This window comes from Kordiimonas lipolytica, assembly GCF_001550065.1.
Genome location: NZ_LRUB01000035.1, coordinates 393,199 through 409,621, shown reverse-complemented (window position 1 = coordinate 409,621; position 16,423 = coordinate 393,199). Strand labels below are relative to the sequence as shown.

The 16,423-nt window shown below is 56.7% G+C and carries 13 protein-coding genes; 3 read left to right on the top strand and 10 right to left on the bottom strand.

The genetic code is table 11. The features are described 5' to 3' along the window. Positions 1-186 precede the first annotated feature (186 nt). The 10 genes from KORM41_RS19705 to KORM41_RS19660 form a co-directional block, all read right to left on the bottom strand. Positions 187-3,357: an efflux RND transporter permease subunit gene (locus tag KORM41_RS19705; protein ID WP_068152480.1), complete on the bottom strand. Its 3,171-nt coding sequence runs from the start codon at positions 3,355-3,357 to the stop codon at positions 187-189. Positions 3,358-3,375: 18 nt separating this feature from the next. Further along, on the bottom strand, positions 3,376-4,632 hold the full coding sequence (locus tag KORM41_RS19700; RefSeq protein WP_068152477.1) for an efflux RND transporter periplasmic adaptor subunit: 1,257 nt from the start codon (positions 4,630-4,632) through the stop codon (positions 3,376-3,378). Position 4,633: 1 nt separating this feature from the next. Continuing rightward, positions 4,634-5,947: a TolC family protein gene (locus KORM41_RS19695; RefSeq protein ID WP_082720077.1), complete on the bottom strand. Its 1,314-nt coding sequence runs from the start codon at positions 5,945-5,947 to the stop codon at positions 4,634-4,636. A gap of 72 nt (positions 5,948-6,019) precedes the next feature. Beyond that, a complete protein-coding gene (locus KORM41_RS19690) occupies positions 6,020-6,379 on the bottom strand; it encodes a hypothetical protein (RefSeq protein WP_068152470.1) in 360 nt (119 codons plus the stop codon). A gap of 133 nt (positions 6,380-6,512) precedes the next feature. Then, a complete protein-coding gene (locus KORM41_RS19685; RefSeq protein WP_068152467.1) occupies positions 6,513-7,142 on the bottom strand; it encodes a CoA transferase subunit B in 630 nt (209 codons plus the stop codon). Then, entirely contained in the window at positions 7,142-7,846 is a 705-nt protein-coding gene (locus KORM41_RS19680; RefSeq protein ID WP_068152465.1) for a CoA transferase subunit A, read from the bottom strand. The genes KORM41_RS19685 and KORM41_RS19680 overlap by 1 nt, the downstream gene beginning before the upstream one ends. Before the next feature lie 17 nt (positions 7,847-7,863). Next, the gene (locus KORM41_RS19675; protein ID WP_068152462.1) at positions 7,864-8,646 is read right to left on the bottom strand and encodes a 3-hydroxybutyrate dehydrogenase; all 783 of its coding nucleotides are present in this window, start codon (positions 8,644-8,646) and stop codon (positions 7,864-7,866) included. Between the two features lie 98 nt (positions 8,647-8,744). Further along, complete coding sequence (locus KORM41_RS19670) at positions 8,745-10,070, bottom strand: spinster family MFS transporter (protein ID WP_082720076.1); 1,326 nt, start codon at positions 10,068-10,070, stop codon at positions 8,745-8,747. A gap of 88 nt (positions 10,071-10,158) precedes the next feature. Next, positions 10,159-12,432: a TonB-dependent receptor gene (locus KORM41_RS19665; protein ID WP_197421316.1), complete on the bottom strand. Its 2,274-nt coding sequence runs from the start codon at positions 12,430-12,432 to the stop codon at positions 10,159-10,161. A 107-nt stretch (positions 12,433-12,539) separates the two neighbouring features. Continuing rightward, complete coding sequence (locus KORM41_RS19660) at positions 12,540-13,397, bottom strand: alpha/beta fold hydrolase (protein WP_068152458.1); 858 nt, start codon at positions 13,395-13,397, stop codon at positions 12,540-12,542. 100 nt (positions 13,398-13,497) lie between these two features. On the opposite strand from KORM41_RS19660, the gene KORM41_RS19655 reads away from it, so the two are divergent. The 3 genes from KORM41_RS19655 to KORM41_RS19645 are packed head-to-tail and all read left to right on the top strand — an operon-like array spanning position 13,498 to position 16,414. Continuing rightward, positions 13,498-14,118 (top strand): TetR/AcrR family transcriptional regulator, encoded by a 621-nt coding sequence (locus KORM41_RS19655; RefSeq protein WP_068152454.1) that lies wholly within the window; start codon positions 13,498-13,500, stop codon positions 14,116-14,118. A 3-nt stretch (positions 14,119-14,121) separates the two neighbouring features. After that, on the top strand, positions 14,122-14,910 hold the full coding sequence (locus tag KORM41_RS19650) for an enoyl-CoA hydratase/isomerase family protein (protein ID WP_068152452.1): 789 nt from the start codon (positions 14,122-14,124) through the stop codon (positions 14,908-14,910). 10 nt (positions 14,911-14,920) lie between these two features. Further along, complete coding sequence (locus KORM41_RS19645) at positions 14,921-16,414, top strand: acyl-CoA synthetase (RefSeq protein WP_068152450.1); 1,494 nt, start codon at positions 14,921-14,923, stop codon at positions 16,412-16,414. Positions 16,415-16,423 lie beyond the last annotated feature (9 nt).

The following is a 16,423-nucleotide window of genomic DNA, read 5'->3' as shown; positions in this document are numbered from 1 at the left end:
CTATGCTGATTGGATTGACTTGGGAACCGCCAACCTCATGGAGCCTCTAGGCCATGAATGTGTATCTTTTTTTTAAATTGAACGAATATTCAATAAAAATCCCCTGTTGGGCTAAAGCGAGCATTTGGTTCACTGCTGCGGCCTAAATGAAAGAGGCGACTGAAACACAGCCGCCCCTCACTTTCCTTAAGCCTTGTTACTCAATGCTTCAGCGTCGCCGTGCTTTCGCCTGACGCTGCCGAACAGACTGTAGAGCACTGGCAATACCACAAGCGTCAGCAGCGTCGAGGAGATGATACCGCCGATCACCACTGTGGCAAGCGGACGCTGAACCTCGCTGCCAATCCCGACATTGAGCGCCATTGGCACGAAACCAAGGCTGGCAACAAGGGCTGTCATCATCACCGGTCGAAGGCGCGCAAGCGCCCCTTCCCTGATGGCCTCGGCAAATGCCTTGCCCTCATCCAACAGGCTACGGATGAAAGACACCATCACCACGCCGTTTAGAACCGCCACCCCCGAAAGCGCGATGAAACCAACGGCCGCAGAAATGGAAAAGGGCATGTCCCTGAGGAACAGGGCCGCCACCCCACCCGTAAGTGCGAGCGGGATACCGCTTGAGACGATAAACACATCCCGCCAACGGCCAAAGAGCGTATAGAGAAGCCCCAGGATCAGGAGAAGCGCCGCCGGGACGACGATACGAAGCCGCTCAGCCGCTGAAATCAGCTGCTCAAACGTGCCGCCGTATGTGACCCAATAGCCAGCTGGCACATCAACGTCACGAGCGATTGTTGCCCGCACTGCTTCCACAAAGCTGCCCAGATCACGGCCCCGCACGTTGGCGGTCACCACCACACGGCGCTTACCGTTTTCGCGGCTGATCTGGTTTGGCCCGATCGCCACTTCGATCACGGCAAGCTCTGAAAGCGGGACGAAAGAGAGGTCACCCTCATCCCCTTGCCGCAGATGATCTGGCAATGGCACAGGCAGGCGACCGATTGCGGCCACATTGTCGCGCAGACCTTCAGGCAGGCGTACCACGATATCGAAACGGCGATCGCCTTCGAATATCTGGCCTGATACCCTGCCGCCCACAGACGTGGAGATCACATCCTGCACGTCAGCAACCGAAAGGCCGTAGCGTGCCAGCGCCTCGCGGTTCGGGATAACGGACAGGATCGGCAGACCGGTTGCCTGCTCCACCTGAATGTCTGCCGCACCGGAAATGGTGCCCATCACGCTTTCGATCTCCTTAGCGGTCGATAGCAGCGTGTCCAGATCATCGCCGAAAACCTTGACGGCCAGGTCCGCCCGAACACCAGAAATCAACTCATTGAAGCGCATCTCGATCGGCTGGGTAAACTCATACTTGTTGCCAGGGAAAGTGACCATCACGGCCTTGATCTCTTCAATCAATTGGGCCTTCGGCTTCTTCTGGTTTGGCCACTCCTTCCTGTCCTTGATCAGGATGAAAGTGTCAGCCACGTTTGGCGGCATCGGGTCTGTCGCTACATCGGCGGTGCCGATTTTGGAAACAACCTTGTCCACCTCCGGGAAGTCGCGCAACCGCTCTTCAAGCGCTAGCTGCATATCGATAGCCTGGCTGAGGCTGGTTCCCGGAATGCGGAGCGCATGCATGGCAATGTCACCCTCATCAAGGCTTGGAATAAACTCCGAGCCCATTTTGGAGGCCACATAACCTGTTGCGCCCAACAGGGCTACAGCCGCCACAACCACGAGAAGGCGCGCCTTCAGCACGAAGTCCAGAAGCGGCCCATAAAGCGATTTGGACGCCCGCACAACCGCGCTTTCCTTTTCCTGCACCTTGCCGGTCACGAAGGTCGCCACCGCCGCTGGAACAAAAGTGATGGAAAGCACAAGCGCGCTCAGGATCGCCATCACCACGGTGAAGGCCATCGGATGGAACATCTTTCCTTCCACGCCGGTAAGCGCAAAGATCGGGATGTAAACCACCGCAATGATGACCACGCCGAAGATGCTGGGTTTGATCACTTCACGCGTTGCATCCGCCGCCAAAGCGTGTCGCTCATCACTTGAAAGCAACCGCCCGAGCTTGTGCTGTTCCTCTGCAAACCGCCTGAGACAGTTTTCAACGATAATCACAGCCCCATCGACAATCAGGCCGAAATCAAGCGCCCCCAGGCTCATCAGGTTTCCGGACACCTTGTTTTCCACCATGCCCGTGATTGTCATAAGCATGGAAAGCGGAATCACCAGTGCGGTAATCAGCGCAGCACGCACGTTACCAAGCATGAAGAGCAGGATCACAATGACCAAAAGCGCCCCTTCGATAAGGTTCTTGGCCACTGTATTGATGGTTTTGTCCACCAGCACCGTGCGGTTATAAGCTGGTTTGATCACGACACCTTCGGGCAGCGTTTCATTGATTTCCGCCACCTTTTCATCAACGGCTTTGGAGACAATGCGGCTGTTCTCGCCGATCAGCATGAAAACAGTGCCCAGCACCACTTCATGCCCGCTTTGTGTGGCGGCGCCGGTCCGGAGCTCCTCTCCCAGGGCCACGTTGGCCACATCCGTCAGCCGGATGGAGACACCATGCCGCTGGGTAATGATGATCTTTTTCAGGTCATCAACCCCGTCAGCCTGCCCTGGCACGCGCACCAGATACTGCTCGCCCGCACGTTCGACATATCCCGCGCCTACGTTGGCGTTATTGCGCTCAAGTGCATCGATGATATCGCTCAGCCCCAACCCGTATGCTGACAATTTGTCAGGCCACGGCGTAACGTGAAACTGCTTCTGGAAGCCGCCGATGGTGTTAACCTCGGTCACCCCCTTCACTGTCACCAATTGTGGCCGCACGACCCAATCATGAATGGTTCTCAGATCCGTGGGTGTATAGGCTTCACCATCCGCGTTCACTGCACCCGGTAAGGCATCGACTGTATACATGTAAATCTCACCCAGGCCCGTGGCGATCGGCCCCGGCTCGGGTTCGACCCCCGGCGGCAACTCGCCCTTCACGATTTGTAATTTTTCGCTGACCAACTGGCGGGCGAGATAGACATCGGTGCCGTCTTCGAACACTACAGTGACCTGCGACAGGCCATAGCGGGAAATCGAGCGGGTATAGTCAAGCTTCGGCAAGCCGGCAAATGCCTGCTCAATCGGGAAGGTGATGCGCTGTTCGGCTTCAATCGGCGAATAGCCGGGCGCTTCTGTATTGATCTGCACCTGCACATTGGTGATGTCAGGCACGGCATCAATCAGGAGCCGCTGGAAGTTGAAGGCGCCGAGCGCCGCGACCGCGAGCACGAGAACGAGGACCGTCCATCGCTTGGCGATCGCAAAAGATATTATTCTGTCTAACATGATATATCCTCTGGACGCCTAGTGGTCGTGGGCAGCGCCGTCTTTTTCGACGTCTGCCTTGATCAGGAAGCTGTTGCCGGTGACATAGTCCTGGCCAGGCTTGATACCGCCAAGCACTTCAACCCACTCAGGTGTCCGTTCGCCAAGCTCAAGCATGCGCACTTCATAGGCCTCGCCTACCTTGGCAAACACCACCGTGAAATCGCGAAAACGCTGAAGCGCCTCTGGCTTTACGGCAAGCGGCACCTCGCGGCGCTCAACAATAGCCTTACCTTTCACTGTCATGCCCGGCATCCAGATCTTATTCGGGTTTGGAAGATGCGCATGCATGATCAGCGTCTGGGTGGCGCTTTCCGCTGTCGGCAGATAGAACTCCAGCTCTGTCTCCCCGCGGCGCTTTCCGTCCACGGAAGAAATCATCACCTTCTGGCCAGGTTTCACCGTGGCAACATCACCCGGATAGACGTGGAAATCGATACGCAGTCGCGTAAGGTCGCCGATCACAAAGAGCGGACGGTCATAAACAACATCGCCTTTCTGTGCCGTGCGGCTTACGATCACACCGTCCATCGGTGCCGTAATATCATAGGGCTGCAGGCTTTCGTTGCTCTCAACGCGGGCGAGCACTTCACCCGCCTTAACCAACTGGCCTTCGGTTTTCCGAACCTCCAGAATCTCACCGGGGAAGCGAGCCCGCAGGGTGGTCTGGGCGTCCGGCGCAAACTCCACACGACCCAGAAGATCAAGTGTGCTTTCAATGATTTGCGGACCCGCGGAGTCCACCGTGATCCCCATCTGGTTCGCCATCGATGCACTGATGGTGGTGCGGCCTTCGTAATTGTCATATGTCCAGCGGTGCGTCCTGCCCTTATATTTGGCCTCAACGGACACATCGAAGGAATGGGGCTCCGTTACCACACCATCGCTGGTGAGATAATCGCCCTCAGCCTCAAAGGGGAAGAAGTTTTCTTCACCGTCCAGACGCCCCAACGTGATGCTTGCTTCAACATTCTGTGGTGAAACCGGCTTGCCGCCCTCATAGGCGAACAGCCGGAACTGCGGCGGCGTGCCCCGTTCATATATGGTTACTTCAATGCCAAAATCGCCATCTGTGAGCAAGCGACCGCCATTTGGGCCCTTGGGCGCTTGGGCTTCGGCGACTTCACCGTGCCCGCCAGTTTCCTGACCCTGATCGGTGGAGGGTTGGCCACACGCAGCCAGCATCAGTGCAGCTGCGGCAAGGGTCGATAGTTTCTTCAAAATATTCAGTGTCATATCAGTATCCTTCGCGGTCTGTTTGGTCGCCCTCATCGCGCGCGAGTGCGGCGGCAGGCGTGACCACGTCTGTGGAATAGGTTGCTGTCAGGCGATTGATATCTGCCTGCGCCAAATGAAAGCGGGTAACCGCGTCAAGCTGCTGTGCCTGGATATCAGCCAGAAGCGATTGGGCTGCGAAGACATCCAGGTAAGATGCCGCTCCCTTAGCCATTCGGTCCATCACAAGCATTTCGGCAGCCTCTGCGGCCTTCAAATTGGCTTCCAATTGCCGGGCCGTCTGGAAAGCCGTCATCTGTTGGGTGTGCGCCATCATCAACTGTCGGGAAAGTTGCCGCTCCACTTCCAACCGTTCGAACCGGCTGCGAGTGACAGCGGCTCGGGCACGGCTGATATTCCCCTTGTTGGTGTCATGGAGCGCAAGCGGAATTGAGACACTCGCCACTGCGGCAACATCGGAGGTCATCTGATGATACCTAAGACCCACGCGAACCGTGGGGTCCTGCACCGCATTGGCTTTCTCTAACCTGAGGGCTGCAGACCGCGCCTCTTCTTTCTTGTACCATACTGCCATATCCGGGCCGTCCAGTACCGCCTCTGCCGTGACCGGGGTCACTGCATCCGGCAAGCTGAGCATGCCTTCCGTTTCCAGTAAAAAATCAATGGCGCTGCCCCCCCAAAGGCCAGCCAGCGCAAGCTTGGCGGCCTCCAATTCGCGCTTGGCCTCCTGCAGCCTGTTCACTGCATTCAGCGTGCGGATACTTGCGTTCTGGGCCGCTAGGTCAGAATCCTTACCCACCTCCACGCGCTTCCGTATCGCGGCTTCGATGTCCCGCAGGATAACAAGCTGTGCTTCAAGGGTGTTCACGCGGGCTTTGGCCGCAACCGCTTCCACATATGCTTTCTCAACCATATGAACCAGATCAAGGCGGCGAACATGCCATTCGGCTTCGCTGATGCCTGCTTCCTCGCGGGCCAGTGAGGTCCTGAGGCTACGCTTGTTGCCACGCTCGATCTGCTGGGCGTAGGTGACGGTCATTTCAGTCCGGTCAAGGCCGGTGAACGGCCCGCTACCTGTGAAATTCTCCACTTCCGCCCCAATCGTGGGGTTTAGTTTTGCACCCATCTGGGTGATTGCCGCGTCCATTTCGGCCATGCGGGCGCGGGCGGCCTCCAGGCTTGGGGATGCGTCAAGAACACGTGCAATCGCAGCGTCCTTGCTTATGGGCGTTTCGGCCAAGGCCGGCGCAAAAACAGATGCGAACCCAGCCAACAAGCCGACAGCAGCACATGCTGCCCTTTTATGTAATGTCATGATGCCTAACTCTCATCAAATACAACAATGGGCGCCAGGAAAGCCCAGCGCAGGTGTCAGAATTTGAAAAGATCAGGCCAAAGGAGGTGGAATGGGCGGACGATATGCTTGAGCACGCGCCTGTTCCTTGGCAGAAAAGCCAAAGCGCGGTGTAAACTGCTGAAGCGCAAGCACCTCAGGCGCATCCGCATCAACAAAGACGTTCAGAAGCGTATGAATGCCGACATGAGCGTAAGACCCGTGCATGGTGTCATGCTCCGCCACTTCAGCGGGCGTGTGGCTGTGGGCGATCCCACTGGCGTGCGCCTTCGCATGCGGTGAAAGTGGTTCGCCCTGTCCAGCATCGAAAACAGCCAAGTCAACAAAACGCAGAAACATCAGCGCAAAAAGCGCTGTTATCGCCACATGTTTTTTGACCAGAGTTGCTGTCATCTGCCTGCCGTTTCCTTATCAAGCGGGCGAATACTATGCCGAAACGCGCCACCATTCAAGCATGATGGCGCGTTTGTGATCGTTGTAGTCCATTGATCTCGGTCACCGCAGCCTCATACAGGACGGCTTTTCCTTAGCCCACGATGGTGGCTTCTGTTTTGGCGCGAACCTCGTCCATGGTGACGTCGGGCGCCAGTTCGACAACCTTCAGGCCGCCTTCCGTTACGTCGAACACGCCAAGGCCGGTGACGATGCGGTCCACAACCTGTGTGCCCGTCAGCGGCAGCGTGCAGGATTTCAGGAGCTTCGGTTCCCCCGCCTTGTTGGTGTGATCCATGATCACCACCACGCGCTGAACGCCAGCCACAAGGTCCATGGCGCCGCCCATGCCCTTGACCATCTTGCCCGGGATCATCCAGTTGGCCAGATCGCCGTTCTCCGCCACTTCCATGGCGCCAAGAATGGAAAGGTTGATATGCCCACCCCGGATCATGCCAAAGCTGTCAGCGCTTGAGAAATAGCTGCTGGTCGGCAGTTCGGTGATCGTTTGCTTGCCAGCGTTAATGAGGTCAGCGTCCACCTCGTCCTCATAAGGGAATGGGCCCATCCCCAGCATGCCGTTCTCGCTCTGCAGCGTGACATGCATGCCTTCGGGGATATAGTTGGCCACCAGCGTCGGAATGCCGATCCCCAGGTTCACATAGAAGCCGTCCTGAAGCTCAAGGGCAGCACGCGCCGCCATCTGGTTCCTGTCCCAAGCCATTAGCCAGCCTCCCTTTCACGAACGGTACGTTGTTCAATCCGCTTTTCAAACGTGCCCTTGACGATCCGCTGAACAAAAATACCCGGCGTGTGGATGTGATCCGGGTCAATCTCGCCCGGCTCCACCAGTTCCTCAACCTCAACAACCGTCACCTTGCCAGCCGTTGCCATCATCGGGTTGAAGTTGCGGGCTGTCTTGCGGAACACCAGGTTACCTTCGGTGTCTGCCTTCCAGGCCTTCACGATGGACACATCAGCCACAAGGCCGGTTTCCATGATGTATGTCTGGCCATCAAAATCCTTGTGTTCCTTGCCTTCGGCGATCAGCGTGCCAACGCCTGTCTTGGTATAGAAACCCGGAATGCCAGCGCCGCCTGCGCGGATGCGTTCCGCCAGCGTGCCCTGCGGGTTGAACTCAAGCTCAAGCTCGCCGTCCAGATACTGGCGTTCGAACTCCTTGTTCTCGCCAACATAGGAGCTGATCATCTTCTTGATCTGCTTGGCGTCGAGCAAGATGCCAAGGCCAAAGCCGTCCACACCGCAGTTGTTGGAAATAACCGTCAGATCTTTCACGCCTGCCTTGTGTGTGGCAGCGATCAGATTCTCAGGAATACCGCAAAGCCCGAAACCGCCGGCCATCATGGTCATGCCGTCAAACAGCAAGCCATCAAGCGCAGCTTCCGGCGAAGAATAGACCTTATTCATACCTTACTCCAAAATTGCTATTGCGCGGACCAGCCGCCGTCGACCGGCAAGATGGCCCCCGTCACCGAAGCGGCGGCATCCTTGCACAGGAAACCGACCACTTCGCTTACTTCTTCAATCGAAACAAATTTCTTGGTGGGTTGCGCCGCCAGCATGACGTCCTCGATCACCTGTTTCTCGGAAATACCGCGCGCTTTTGCCGTGTCCGTAATTTGGCCACGGACCAGATCGGTCATGACATAGCCCGGGCAAACGGCATTACAGGTGATATTTTCCTGCGCCACTTCAAGCGCCACCGTTTTGGTCAGCCCGGCGATGCCGTGCTTGGCCGCCACATAAGCCGACTTGTAGGGTGAGGCAACGAGCGCATGGGCGGAGGCGAGATTAATGATCCGTCCCCACCTCTTGCGGCGCATCTGCGGCACAGCCGCCCGGATCGTATGAAACGAAGCGCTCAGATTGATCGCGATGATCGCGTCCCATTTTTCCACCGGCATCTCCTCCACCGGGGCCACATGCTGGATGCCCGCGTTATTCACCAGAATGTCGGCGCCGCCGAATGTGCTTTCCATTTCAGCCATCAAGTCGGCCACCGCGGCCGGATCGCTCAGGTCCGCGCCAGAATAGGCTACGGTAACGCCATATTGCTTGCTGAGATCATCCTGGATTGCGGCAATGGCATTCGGGTCGCCGAAACCGCTCAGCATGATATTGGCGCCCTTGCCCGCCAGATGGTTGGCGATACCAAAGCCGATACCACTTGTGGACCCTGTTACCAGTGCGGCCTTTCCTTCAAGCACGATAGTGTTCTCCAAATTTGGGGTATGCGCGTATGCTGCGCCCACCTTCCCTTGATTTCAACCTGCTGCATGGCCGCAAAGCGCGCGCCAACCTGCCATTATCCATTTGTTGTCTGCCCTGCTGCCTCAGCAGGCTGATACCAGTCGCGCGCCAGCGTTCGGCTGGACAAGAAGAATAGAACCGCAGCTACCACATAAAAGCCCGTGCCCGCCAAAATGGAATAGCGCAGCGATTCCTCGCCAAAGTTGCTCTGCAATATGTCTGACAGATAGCCAAGAAGCGCCGTCCCGAGGCCAATACCCAGCAGGTTATTGATGAACAGGAACATGGCCGAGGCCGTCGCGCGCATATTGGCCGGCACCAGATGCTGGATCGCTGTCAGGATCGGGCCAAGCCACGCAAGGCCCAGCGCTGTCGGCACCACAAGAACCAGCATTGCAAACAAAAGGTTCGTGGATAAGATCCCCATCAAGTAGAATGGGATGGTTGCGACAAAAGCGATGGCCGGAATGCGGGCATAAAGCGCCTTGTTGGCCTGCCCATACCGGTCAGCGAGGAAGCCCCCTGCATAGATGCCAATGGAGCCGCCAACAAACAAAAGCGCCCCATAGGAAAGCCCAGCGTCCAGAACCGAGATTTCAAAGGATCGCACTAGGAAGGACGGCAGCCAGAAAAACAGGCCATATCCCATCATGGAAGAACATGCCGCACCCACGGAAAGCCCCCAGAATGTCGGCTTGCCGGCGATTTCACGAAACACATCGACGACACTTGGGGCCTTTTCACCATGCTTGGTGGCAGCGTCAAATTGACCGCGCGGCGGTTCCTTGACCACCAGCTTGAACAGCGGCGCAAGAATGAGCCCCGCGATGCCTACAGCAAAGAAGGCCACGCGCCAGTTGATTTCGGTCGCGATATAGGCGCCTGCGACAATCCCAAGCGCACTGCCGACCGGAATACCGATCGAATAGATGCTGAGCGCCCGGGCGCGCTCATGCTGCGGGTAATAATCTGAAATCAGCGAATAGGCCGGTGCCACACCACCCGCTTCGCCAACGCCGACCCCAAGCCGTGCGGCAAAAAGCTGCCAGAAGTTCTGCGCCAGGCCACAAACGGCCGTCATCAGGCTCCAGACAAAAAGCGCCCCTGTCATGATCCAGGACCTGTTGAACCGGTCTGCCAGCATTGCGACGGGAATCCCAAGCGATGTGTAGAAAAGTGCGAAGGCAAGACCACCCATAAGGCCCAGTTCGGCGTCGCTCAGTCCGAGGTCTGCCTTGATTGGGATCGCTAGGATTCCAACGATTTGCCGGTCAATGAAATTGAAGGTGTAGGCCAGAAGCAACATCGCCATTACCGCAACACGGTTGGTTTTCGGCCCCGTGCTGACACTGCTCTGAACGCCTGGCTGGCGGTTACTCATGACACACTCTCCCGGAATTCTTGAGGAAGGGGATGGCGGCGGGAAGTTGAATAAAGCCGCCATCCCTGGAGGGAAGTTTTCAGGTCCCTTAGAAGCCTACCGAGATGGTGGCTGTCAGCGTGAACGGGTTGCCATAGAAGGCGGTCAGCGTGCCTTCGGTACCAAGTGTTGGCGCACCGGCTGCTGTCACGAAGTTATAGCCAGCCACGATATAGCGCTTGTTGGTGATGTTCTTCGCGTGGAGACCAACGGAAAGATCGTCATCATCCGCGTTCCAGACAATGCTTGCATCCCAAAGAGCGAAGCCTGGCTGATCCAAAAACGCGTTAGGAGTTTCAAACTGGCTGGCTGCACTGCGGTAAGCAAGTGACGTAATCAGCGACAGCGCACCGTCACGCGAACCGAAGGACATTGGCCGCGTATAGTTCAACGAGCCGCTGGCGGTCCATTCCGGCGTATTCTGGAACACACGCTCATCAGCCACATCCACACCGAAGGCGTCAATGAACTCATTGAACTGGGCATCCAGATAGCCGATGGCCCAAGTCATATTGAGGCTGTCGCCGCTACCGCTCATGTCGGTTGCGAGCAGAGCACGGCCTTCAAACTCGATACCGTTCACATCCGCATCGCCTGCGTTTGATGTCACGCCGATGAAGGTACCTTCAGGCGTACCAACAGAACCTGGGATCTGGATATTGGTATAGTTTGAGAGGAAGCCCGCAATGCTGAAGTCCATGCGACCATCGAAGGCAGAGCCTTTCCAGCCCAGCTCGAAGGTTTTGACCGTTTCGGAATCGAACGACATGAACGCGAAGACATCCTCGCTGTCGATATCACCGTCACCATCAAGGTCCGGCGCTGCTGTCGTCTGGCTGCGCGGGTCAAACCCACCGCCCTTGAAGCCTTCGCTGTAGCTCAGGTAGATATTGTTATCGTCATTCGGTTTCCAGCTGATGGAGCCACGCGGCGTGAACTTTTTGAAAGTATCGCTGCCGTTGAAGTCAGACGTTGTCGCAATCAGTGTGGCATCGCCGCCAAAGCGCTCGGATGCGCCGCCGATAAACGTCCGGCGAAGCACCTGCGACGTGCGCTTGTCGCTGGTGTAACGGCCGCCAAATGACAGGCTGATCTTGTCGGACACGTCATAGGTCATGTCCGCGAACAGGGACCAAGTGCTGGTATCTACATCGCCCAGCGTATTAGCGTTCAGACCAGGAAGGCCAATCAGCTGGCCAAGCTCGTCCAGGATCACGTCAAACTCGTTGAATGCGTTCGCATCCAGATAATAGAAGCCGAAGATACCGCTGAGCTTATCGTCCTGATACAGAACCTGGAATTCTTCAGAGAATTGCTTATTCTCATAATCAACCGGCACGTCAAGGTCAGCCACAGCGAGGCTATCGAAGTCGATCGGGCTTCTGGATTTATCTTCACGATACGCCAGAATGTTTTTGACTGTCAGCGTGTCCGAGGCCGTCCATTCCATCAGCGCCGAACCGCCATAGGCCTTAACGCTTTGCTCAGGGTTCTCAAGACCCGCGCGGGTATCATAGACATCGTCCAGGACCGGTGCGCCCGATGCCACACCCGGGATCAGGCGGTGCCCTTGGCGTGGGTCGGAATCGTCATCCACGAAATCAGCCGCGACGCGGAAGAAGAAACTGTCTGACGGCAGGAATTCGATTGAGCCGCGACCCGCAAGAACCTTCTTGTTATAGTTGTCCAGACCTTCGATCGTGAGGTTTTCACCGAACCCGTCGCGGTTCAGGGTGGCGAGCGCGCCGCCCACACGAACTGTGTCAGAAATTGGCGCGCTGGCGGAAACTACCAGATCCAGCTGCTCGTAGGTACCAATCGACCCCTTGATGTTGAATTCCGGCTCATCGGAAATGCGTTTGGTCACATATTTGACAGCACCACCAATTGTGTTCCGGCCATAAAGCGTGCCCTGCGGACCGCGCAGCACCTCAATGCGCTCCACGTCGTAGATATCTACAACGGCAGCCTGCGGACGGTTCAGATATACGTCATCAACATAAAGGCCAACACCAGCCTCAAAGCCCGCAACCGGGTCCTGCTGGCCGATACCGCGAATGAAGGCGGTAAGCGTGGTGTTGGTGCCGCGAGATACTTCAAGCGTCAAGTTGGGCGCGAACTTGGCCACCTCCACAATATCCTGCAAGCCCTGGTCTTCCAGCATCGCACCGCCAAGGGCGGTAACTGCAACCGGCACATCCTGCAGAGACTCCGTGCGCCGACGCGCGGTAACCTGAATTTCCTCAAGCTGAACACCTGTACCGGTATCCTGCGCCGCCACCGGAACACTGAGCGCAGACGCAGCAACGCCTGTCGCCAACATTGCTGCTAAAGCCCGGTTTTTCCTGTATTTCCCATTAGTCCGTTTAAACTGGTCCATCCTTGGATCCTCCCATTTTCAAATCAGCCCTTGGCCAACCCAACCTTCAATCAACTTGCATGCCCGAAAGAGGCATCACATGGTGCCTTCGCCAACCCTTCCCGATTGGCAAACGCAACAATTTCACTATTGAACCGCTCAGCCTCATCAAGGTGCGGGGCATGCCCCGAACGCTTGAAAGCAATCTTGCTGGACTGAGGTAAATGAGCATCCAGCCAGGCGCTTGTCTCAGGCCCATAAAGCTGGCTTTGCTCGCCATAGATCAGTAATGCGGGAATACCGAGAGAGGAGACCTCCTCCCGATAATCTTCAGAAACCAGACTGTTCCAGAGACGGAACATCGATGCTGGGTCGCAGCGCCTGGCTTCCTTGAGCTCCCACTCAGCGACAACTGGATCGCTGCCTTTTGGAGCAAGTTTCGACAGGAAGCTTTCGCACGTCCTGTCCCAATTGGAGCGACCCTCTTCCCCACCCCGAATGTCGGAATATCGACGCGCAGGATACAAAAGCCCTAGGCCCCACCCCTTATCGTTGCTGATCTTGGGGGTCATATCGACCACGACATATTGCGAGATGCGGTCACAGCCAACGGTGGCCAGAAAATCCCACAGCACCATTGACCCCATCGACCACCCGCAGACAATGACGTCCTGAAGATCAAGATGATCAAGGAAAGCGCCCAGATCCCTAGCCAGGGTATGAATATCGCCATCCTCCGGCAACGGACTGGAAGCCCCATGACCACGAAAATCAGGCGCGATTACCCTAAAATCCGACTCGAGATACTGCAGCTGTTTATGAAAGAAGGCAGAACCAGTTCCCCAGCCATGCAGAAAAAGCAGCGGTCGACCGCAACCCCTGTCCACATAAGCCATTTTTCCACCGTCCTGTAGGGTCATCATCGCCATAAATGGGCTATCCGTTCCTCGTTAAAAGCAGCGCAAAAAAGTTGATTTTTCGACCTGTTTTGCCTTGCGACACGGTCGAGCTTATGCCATATTATGAAACATGAATCAACTTTCATTTTTAGACCACCTGAAGACTCCGAGAACCGCCCGCGGTCGCAAGACGCAGGCGAAGATCATTCAGGCCGCAGAAATAGAATTTGGCGAACGGGGCTATCACGAAGCGTCGATCACCAGCATCACGCAAAGGGCGAAAGTCGCCCTTGGGACCTTCTATGTTTACTTTGAAAGCAAGGAGGAATTGTTCCGCGCGTTGGTGATTTACATGGGCAAACTGGCACGGGCGACAATTGCCGAAAAAATCGGCAAGGCACCCGACAGGATCACGGCCGAACGGCGCGGGATTGAAGCCTTTATCGAGTTCACACGTGCCAACAAGAACAACTACCGCATCATTGGCGAGGCTCAGTTTGTCGCGGAAGATGCTTACCGCGAATATTACAGGGTTTTCGCCGAGGCATACCGGGACAATCTCAAGATGTCTGCGGAAAAAGGCGAAATTGAAGCCGGCCATGAAGAAGAGCGCGCCTGGGCCCTGATCGGCATGAACGTATTCCTTGGCATGAACTATGGTCTTTGGGACGAAACGAAATCTGCCAGCGAAATCGCGGCGGCCGTGGGCGACCTGATCACCTACGGCCTGAAGGGAAGCAAGGGCTCTTAGACCATGGCGCAGGTTGACGTTTCAATTGATGGAGACCTTTGCACTGTCACGCTCAACAAGGCGGAACGGCACAACAGCCTGACCTTACCCTTCATGCGCGCCATCGAAGGCGCCCTCGCCCAGGCATGCGGGTCAGGCGCCCATTTGATCCTGCTGAAAGCAGAAGGTCGGAGCTTTTCAACCGGTGGTGACATAACAGGTTTTCTTGAGCAGGCGGAAAATTCCGCCGCGCTGCAAGACTATGCCGCTGAACTGGTAGGCTCGCTGAACCGCTCATTAGTCGCTATGATCACCGCGCCGCAACCAATCTTCGTTGCGGCACAAGGCCTTGTCACTGGCGGGGCCGCGGGATTTTTATTTGCTTCAGACACTTGCCTGATGGCAGAAAAAGCCTTTCTTCAGCCATATTATGGAGAAGTCGGATTTGCCCCGGATGGCGGCTGGACCGCCCTACTACCAACCATCATTGCCCCGCGCCGGACGATGGACATCATTTCACAGAACCGGCGCGTGAGTGCCCGTGAGGCTTTCGAGATGGGAATTGTTGACGCAGTCGCGGACGCCGACGCCTTCCCAACACAAACCGTTGCCATCTGCGACCGCATTCTTTCGCAGGATACCGAGACACTCGCCCAGGCGAAAAAACTGATCTGGACCAAAGACCGGTGCGAACAGGCAAGCCGCGCTCTCGAGGCAGAAAGACAAGCATTCCTGCAGGCGATCACCAAACCGTCGTGCATTGAAAAAATGAAGGCATTTGTAGCCCCCCGAAAAAAGGCAAGCACCGCATAGGACACCCATCATGTTTTCCCTTTTTGACATAACAGCCAAACGTGCGTCACTTGACGGTGACAAGGTCGCGATGGATGAACCCGGCTCAGGCCGGTCGGTCACCTATTCTGCATTGGACCAGAACGCCGCGAAAACCGCTAGTTTCCTGGCTGCGCAGGGCATCAATCCGGGGGACCGGGTGGCGGTTTTGTGCCAGAACAGTATCGCTTTTTTCGAAACGCTGTTTGCCTGCGGCAAGCTTGGCGCCGTCCTTGTGCCGCTCAACTGGCGCATGCCTGCAAATGAACTTAGGACACTGACCGCCGACTGCACGCCTGGGCTCCTGCTTTTTGATGAGGCCTTTCGGGAAACCGCCACAGCGCTGGGCGTCGCCAAATCGGCGCCGCTGGTAAGTGACGCGGCTGATGACCTTGTCGCCCTGCGCGAGAGCTTTGAGCCGCACAAGGGAAGGCTGTCCTGGCCTGCAGATGACGTCTGGTATCTGCTTTACACATCCGGTACCACCGGGGTGCCCAAGGCGGTGGTCCAGACCTACGGCATGGCGCTTGTGAACTATATCAACCTCGGGCAGGCCATCAACCTGACGAGTGAAGACCGTACGCTCAATTTCCTGCCGCTGTTCCACACGGCCGGGATAAATCTTTATACCCTGCCAACTCTGATCGCCGGCGGCACCGTGACCGTGCTGCCCGCCTTTGATGAAGAAGTGGTGATCGACCTGCTTGCAGCCGGCGACCTGGACACATTCTTCGGCGTGCCTGCGGTTTATCAGCTTTTAAGCCTACATCCTCGTTTCGGGGAGGTCGACCTGACCAAGGTACGCAACTGGGGGTGCGGCGGCGCGCCCCTGTCCGACGCGCTGGTGACCCTCTATCAGGACCGCGGCATCGTGGTATGCAACGGCTACGGCATGACAGAAACCGGCCCCACCGTTTTCCTGATGGACCCTGCCCATGTGAAAGAAAAGATCGGCTCTGTGGGCAAGGCACAGATCATGACTGCAGTCCGCATTGTGGACGAAAGCGGCACGGATGTGCCTGAAGGCGATGTCGGCGAAATGTGGCTAAAGGGGCCGGGCCTGACACCGGGCTACTGGAACAAACCAGAGGCGACAGCGACAGCCTTCACCGAAGATGGCTGGCTTAGGACAGGCGACCTGGCGCAAGCAGATGAAGACGGCTTCTTCTATATCGTCGGGCGCGCCAAGGAGATGTTCATTTCAGGCGGGGAAAATGTTTACCCCGCGGAAGTTGAAAACATTCTGTGCGACCACCCTGCCGTCCTCGAGGTTGCCGTTGTCGGCAAACAGGACGAAAAATGGGGCGAAGTGGGAGTCGCCTTCACGATGTTGCGCGAGGGTGCGGGGCAAATGAGCCAAGACACGCTACGCGCCTACTGCCGTGAAAACATGGCCGCCTACAAGATACCGAAAGAGTTCGTTTTCGTAGGCGATTTCCCCCGCACGGCGGCCGGCAAAATTCAAAAGCATCTTCTGAAACCGTAACGGAGTATC

Bases quoted from the DNA above. Each gene is read 5' to 3' on its own strand.
- KORM41_RS19705 (WP_068152480.1), bottom strand. From the start codon at position 3,357: ATGTTAGACAGAATAATATCTTTTGCGATCGCCAAGCGATGGACGGTC.
- KORM41_RS19700 (WP_068152477.1), bottom strand. From the start codon at position 4,632: ATGACACTGAATATTTTGAAGAAACTATCGACCCTTGCCGCAGCTGCA.
- KORM41_RS19695 (WP_082720077.1), bottom strand. From the start codon at position 5,947: ATGACATTACATAAAAGGGCAGCATGTGCTGCTGTCGGCTTGTTGGCT.
- KORM41_RS19690 (WP_068152470.1), bottom strand. From the start codon at position 6,379: ATGACAGCAACTCTGGTCAAAAAACATGTGGCGATAACAGCGCTTTTT.
- KORM41_RS19685 (WP_068152467.1), bottom strand. From the start codon at position 7,142: ATGGCTTGGGACAGGAACCAGATGGCGGCGCGTGCTGCCCTTGAGCTT.
- KORM41_RS19680 (WP_068152465.1), bottom strand. From the start codon at position 7,846: ATGAATAAGGTCTATTCTTCGCCGGAAGCTGCGCTTGATGGCTTGCTG.
- KORM41_RS19670 (WP_082720076.1), bottom strand. From the start codon at position 10,070: ATGAGTAACCGCCAGCCAGGCGTTCAGAGCAGTGTCAGCACGGGGCCG.
- KORM41_RS19665 (WP_197421316.1), bottom strand. From the start codon at position 12,432: ATGTTGGCGACAGGCGTTGCTGCGTCTGCGCTCAGTGTTCCGGTGGCG.
- KORM41_RS19660 (WP_068152458.1), bottom strand. From the start codon at position 13,397: ATGGCGATGATGACCCTACAGGACGGTGGAAAAATGGCTTATGTGGAC.
- KORM41_RS19655 (WP_068152454.1), top strand. From the start codon at position 13,498: ATGAATCAACTTTCATTTTTAGACCACCTGAAGACTCCGAGAACCGCC.
- KORM41_RS19650 (WP_068152452.1), top strand. From the start codon at position 14,122: ATGGCGCAGGTTGACGTTTCAATTGATGGAGACCTTTGCACTGTCACG.
- KORM41_RS19645 (WP_068152450.1), top strand. From the start codon at position 14,921: ATGTTTTCCCTTTTTGACATAACAGCCAAACGTGCGTCACTTGACGGT.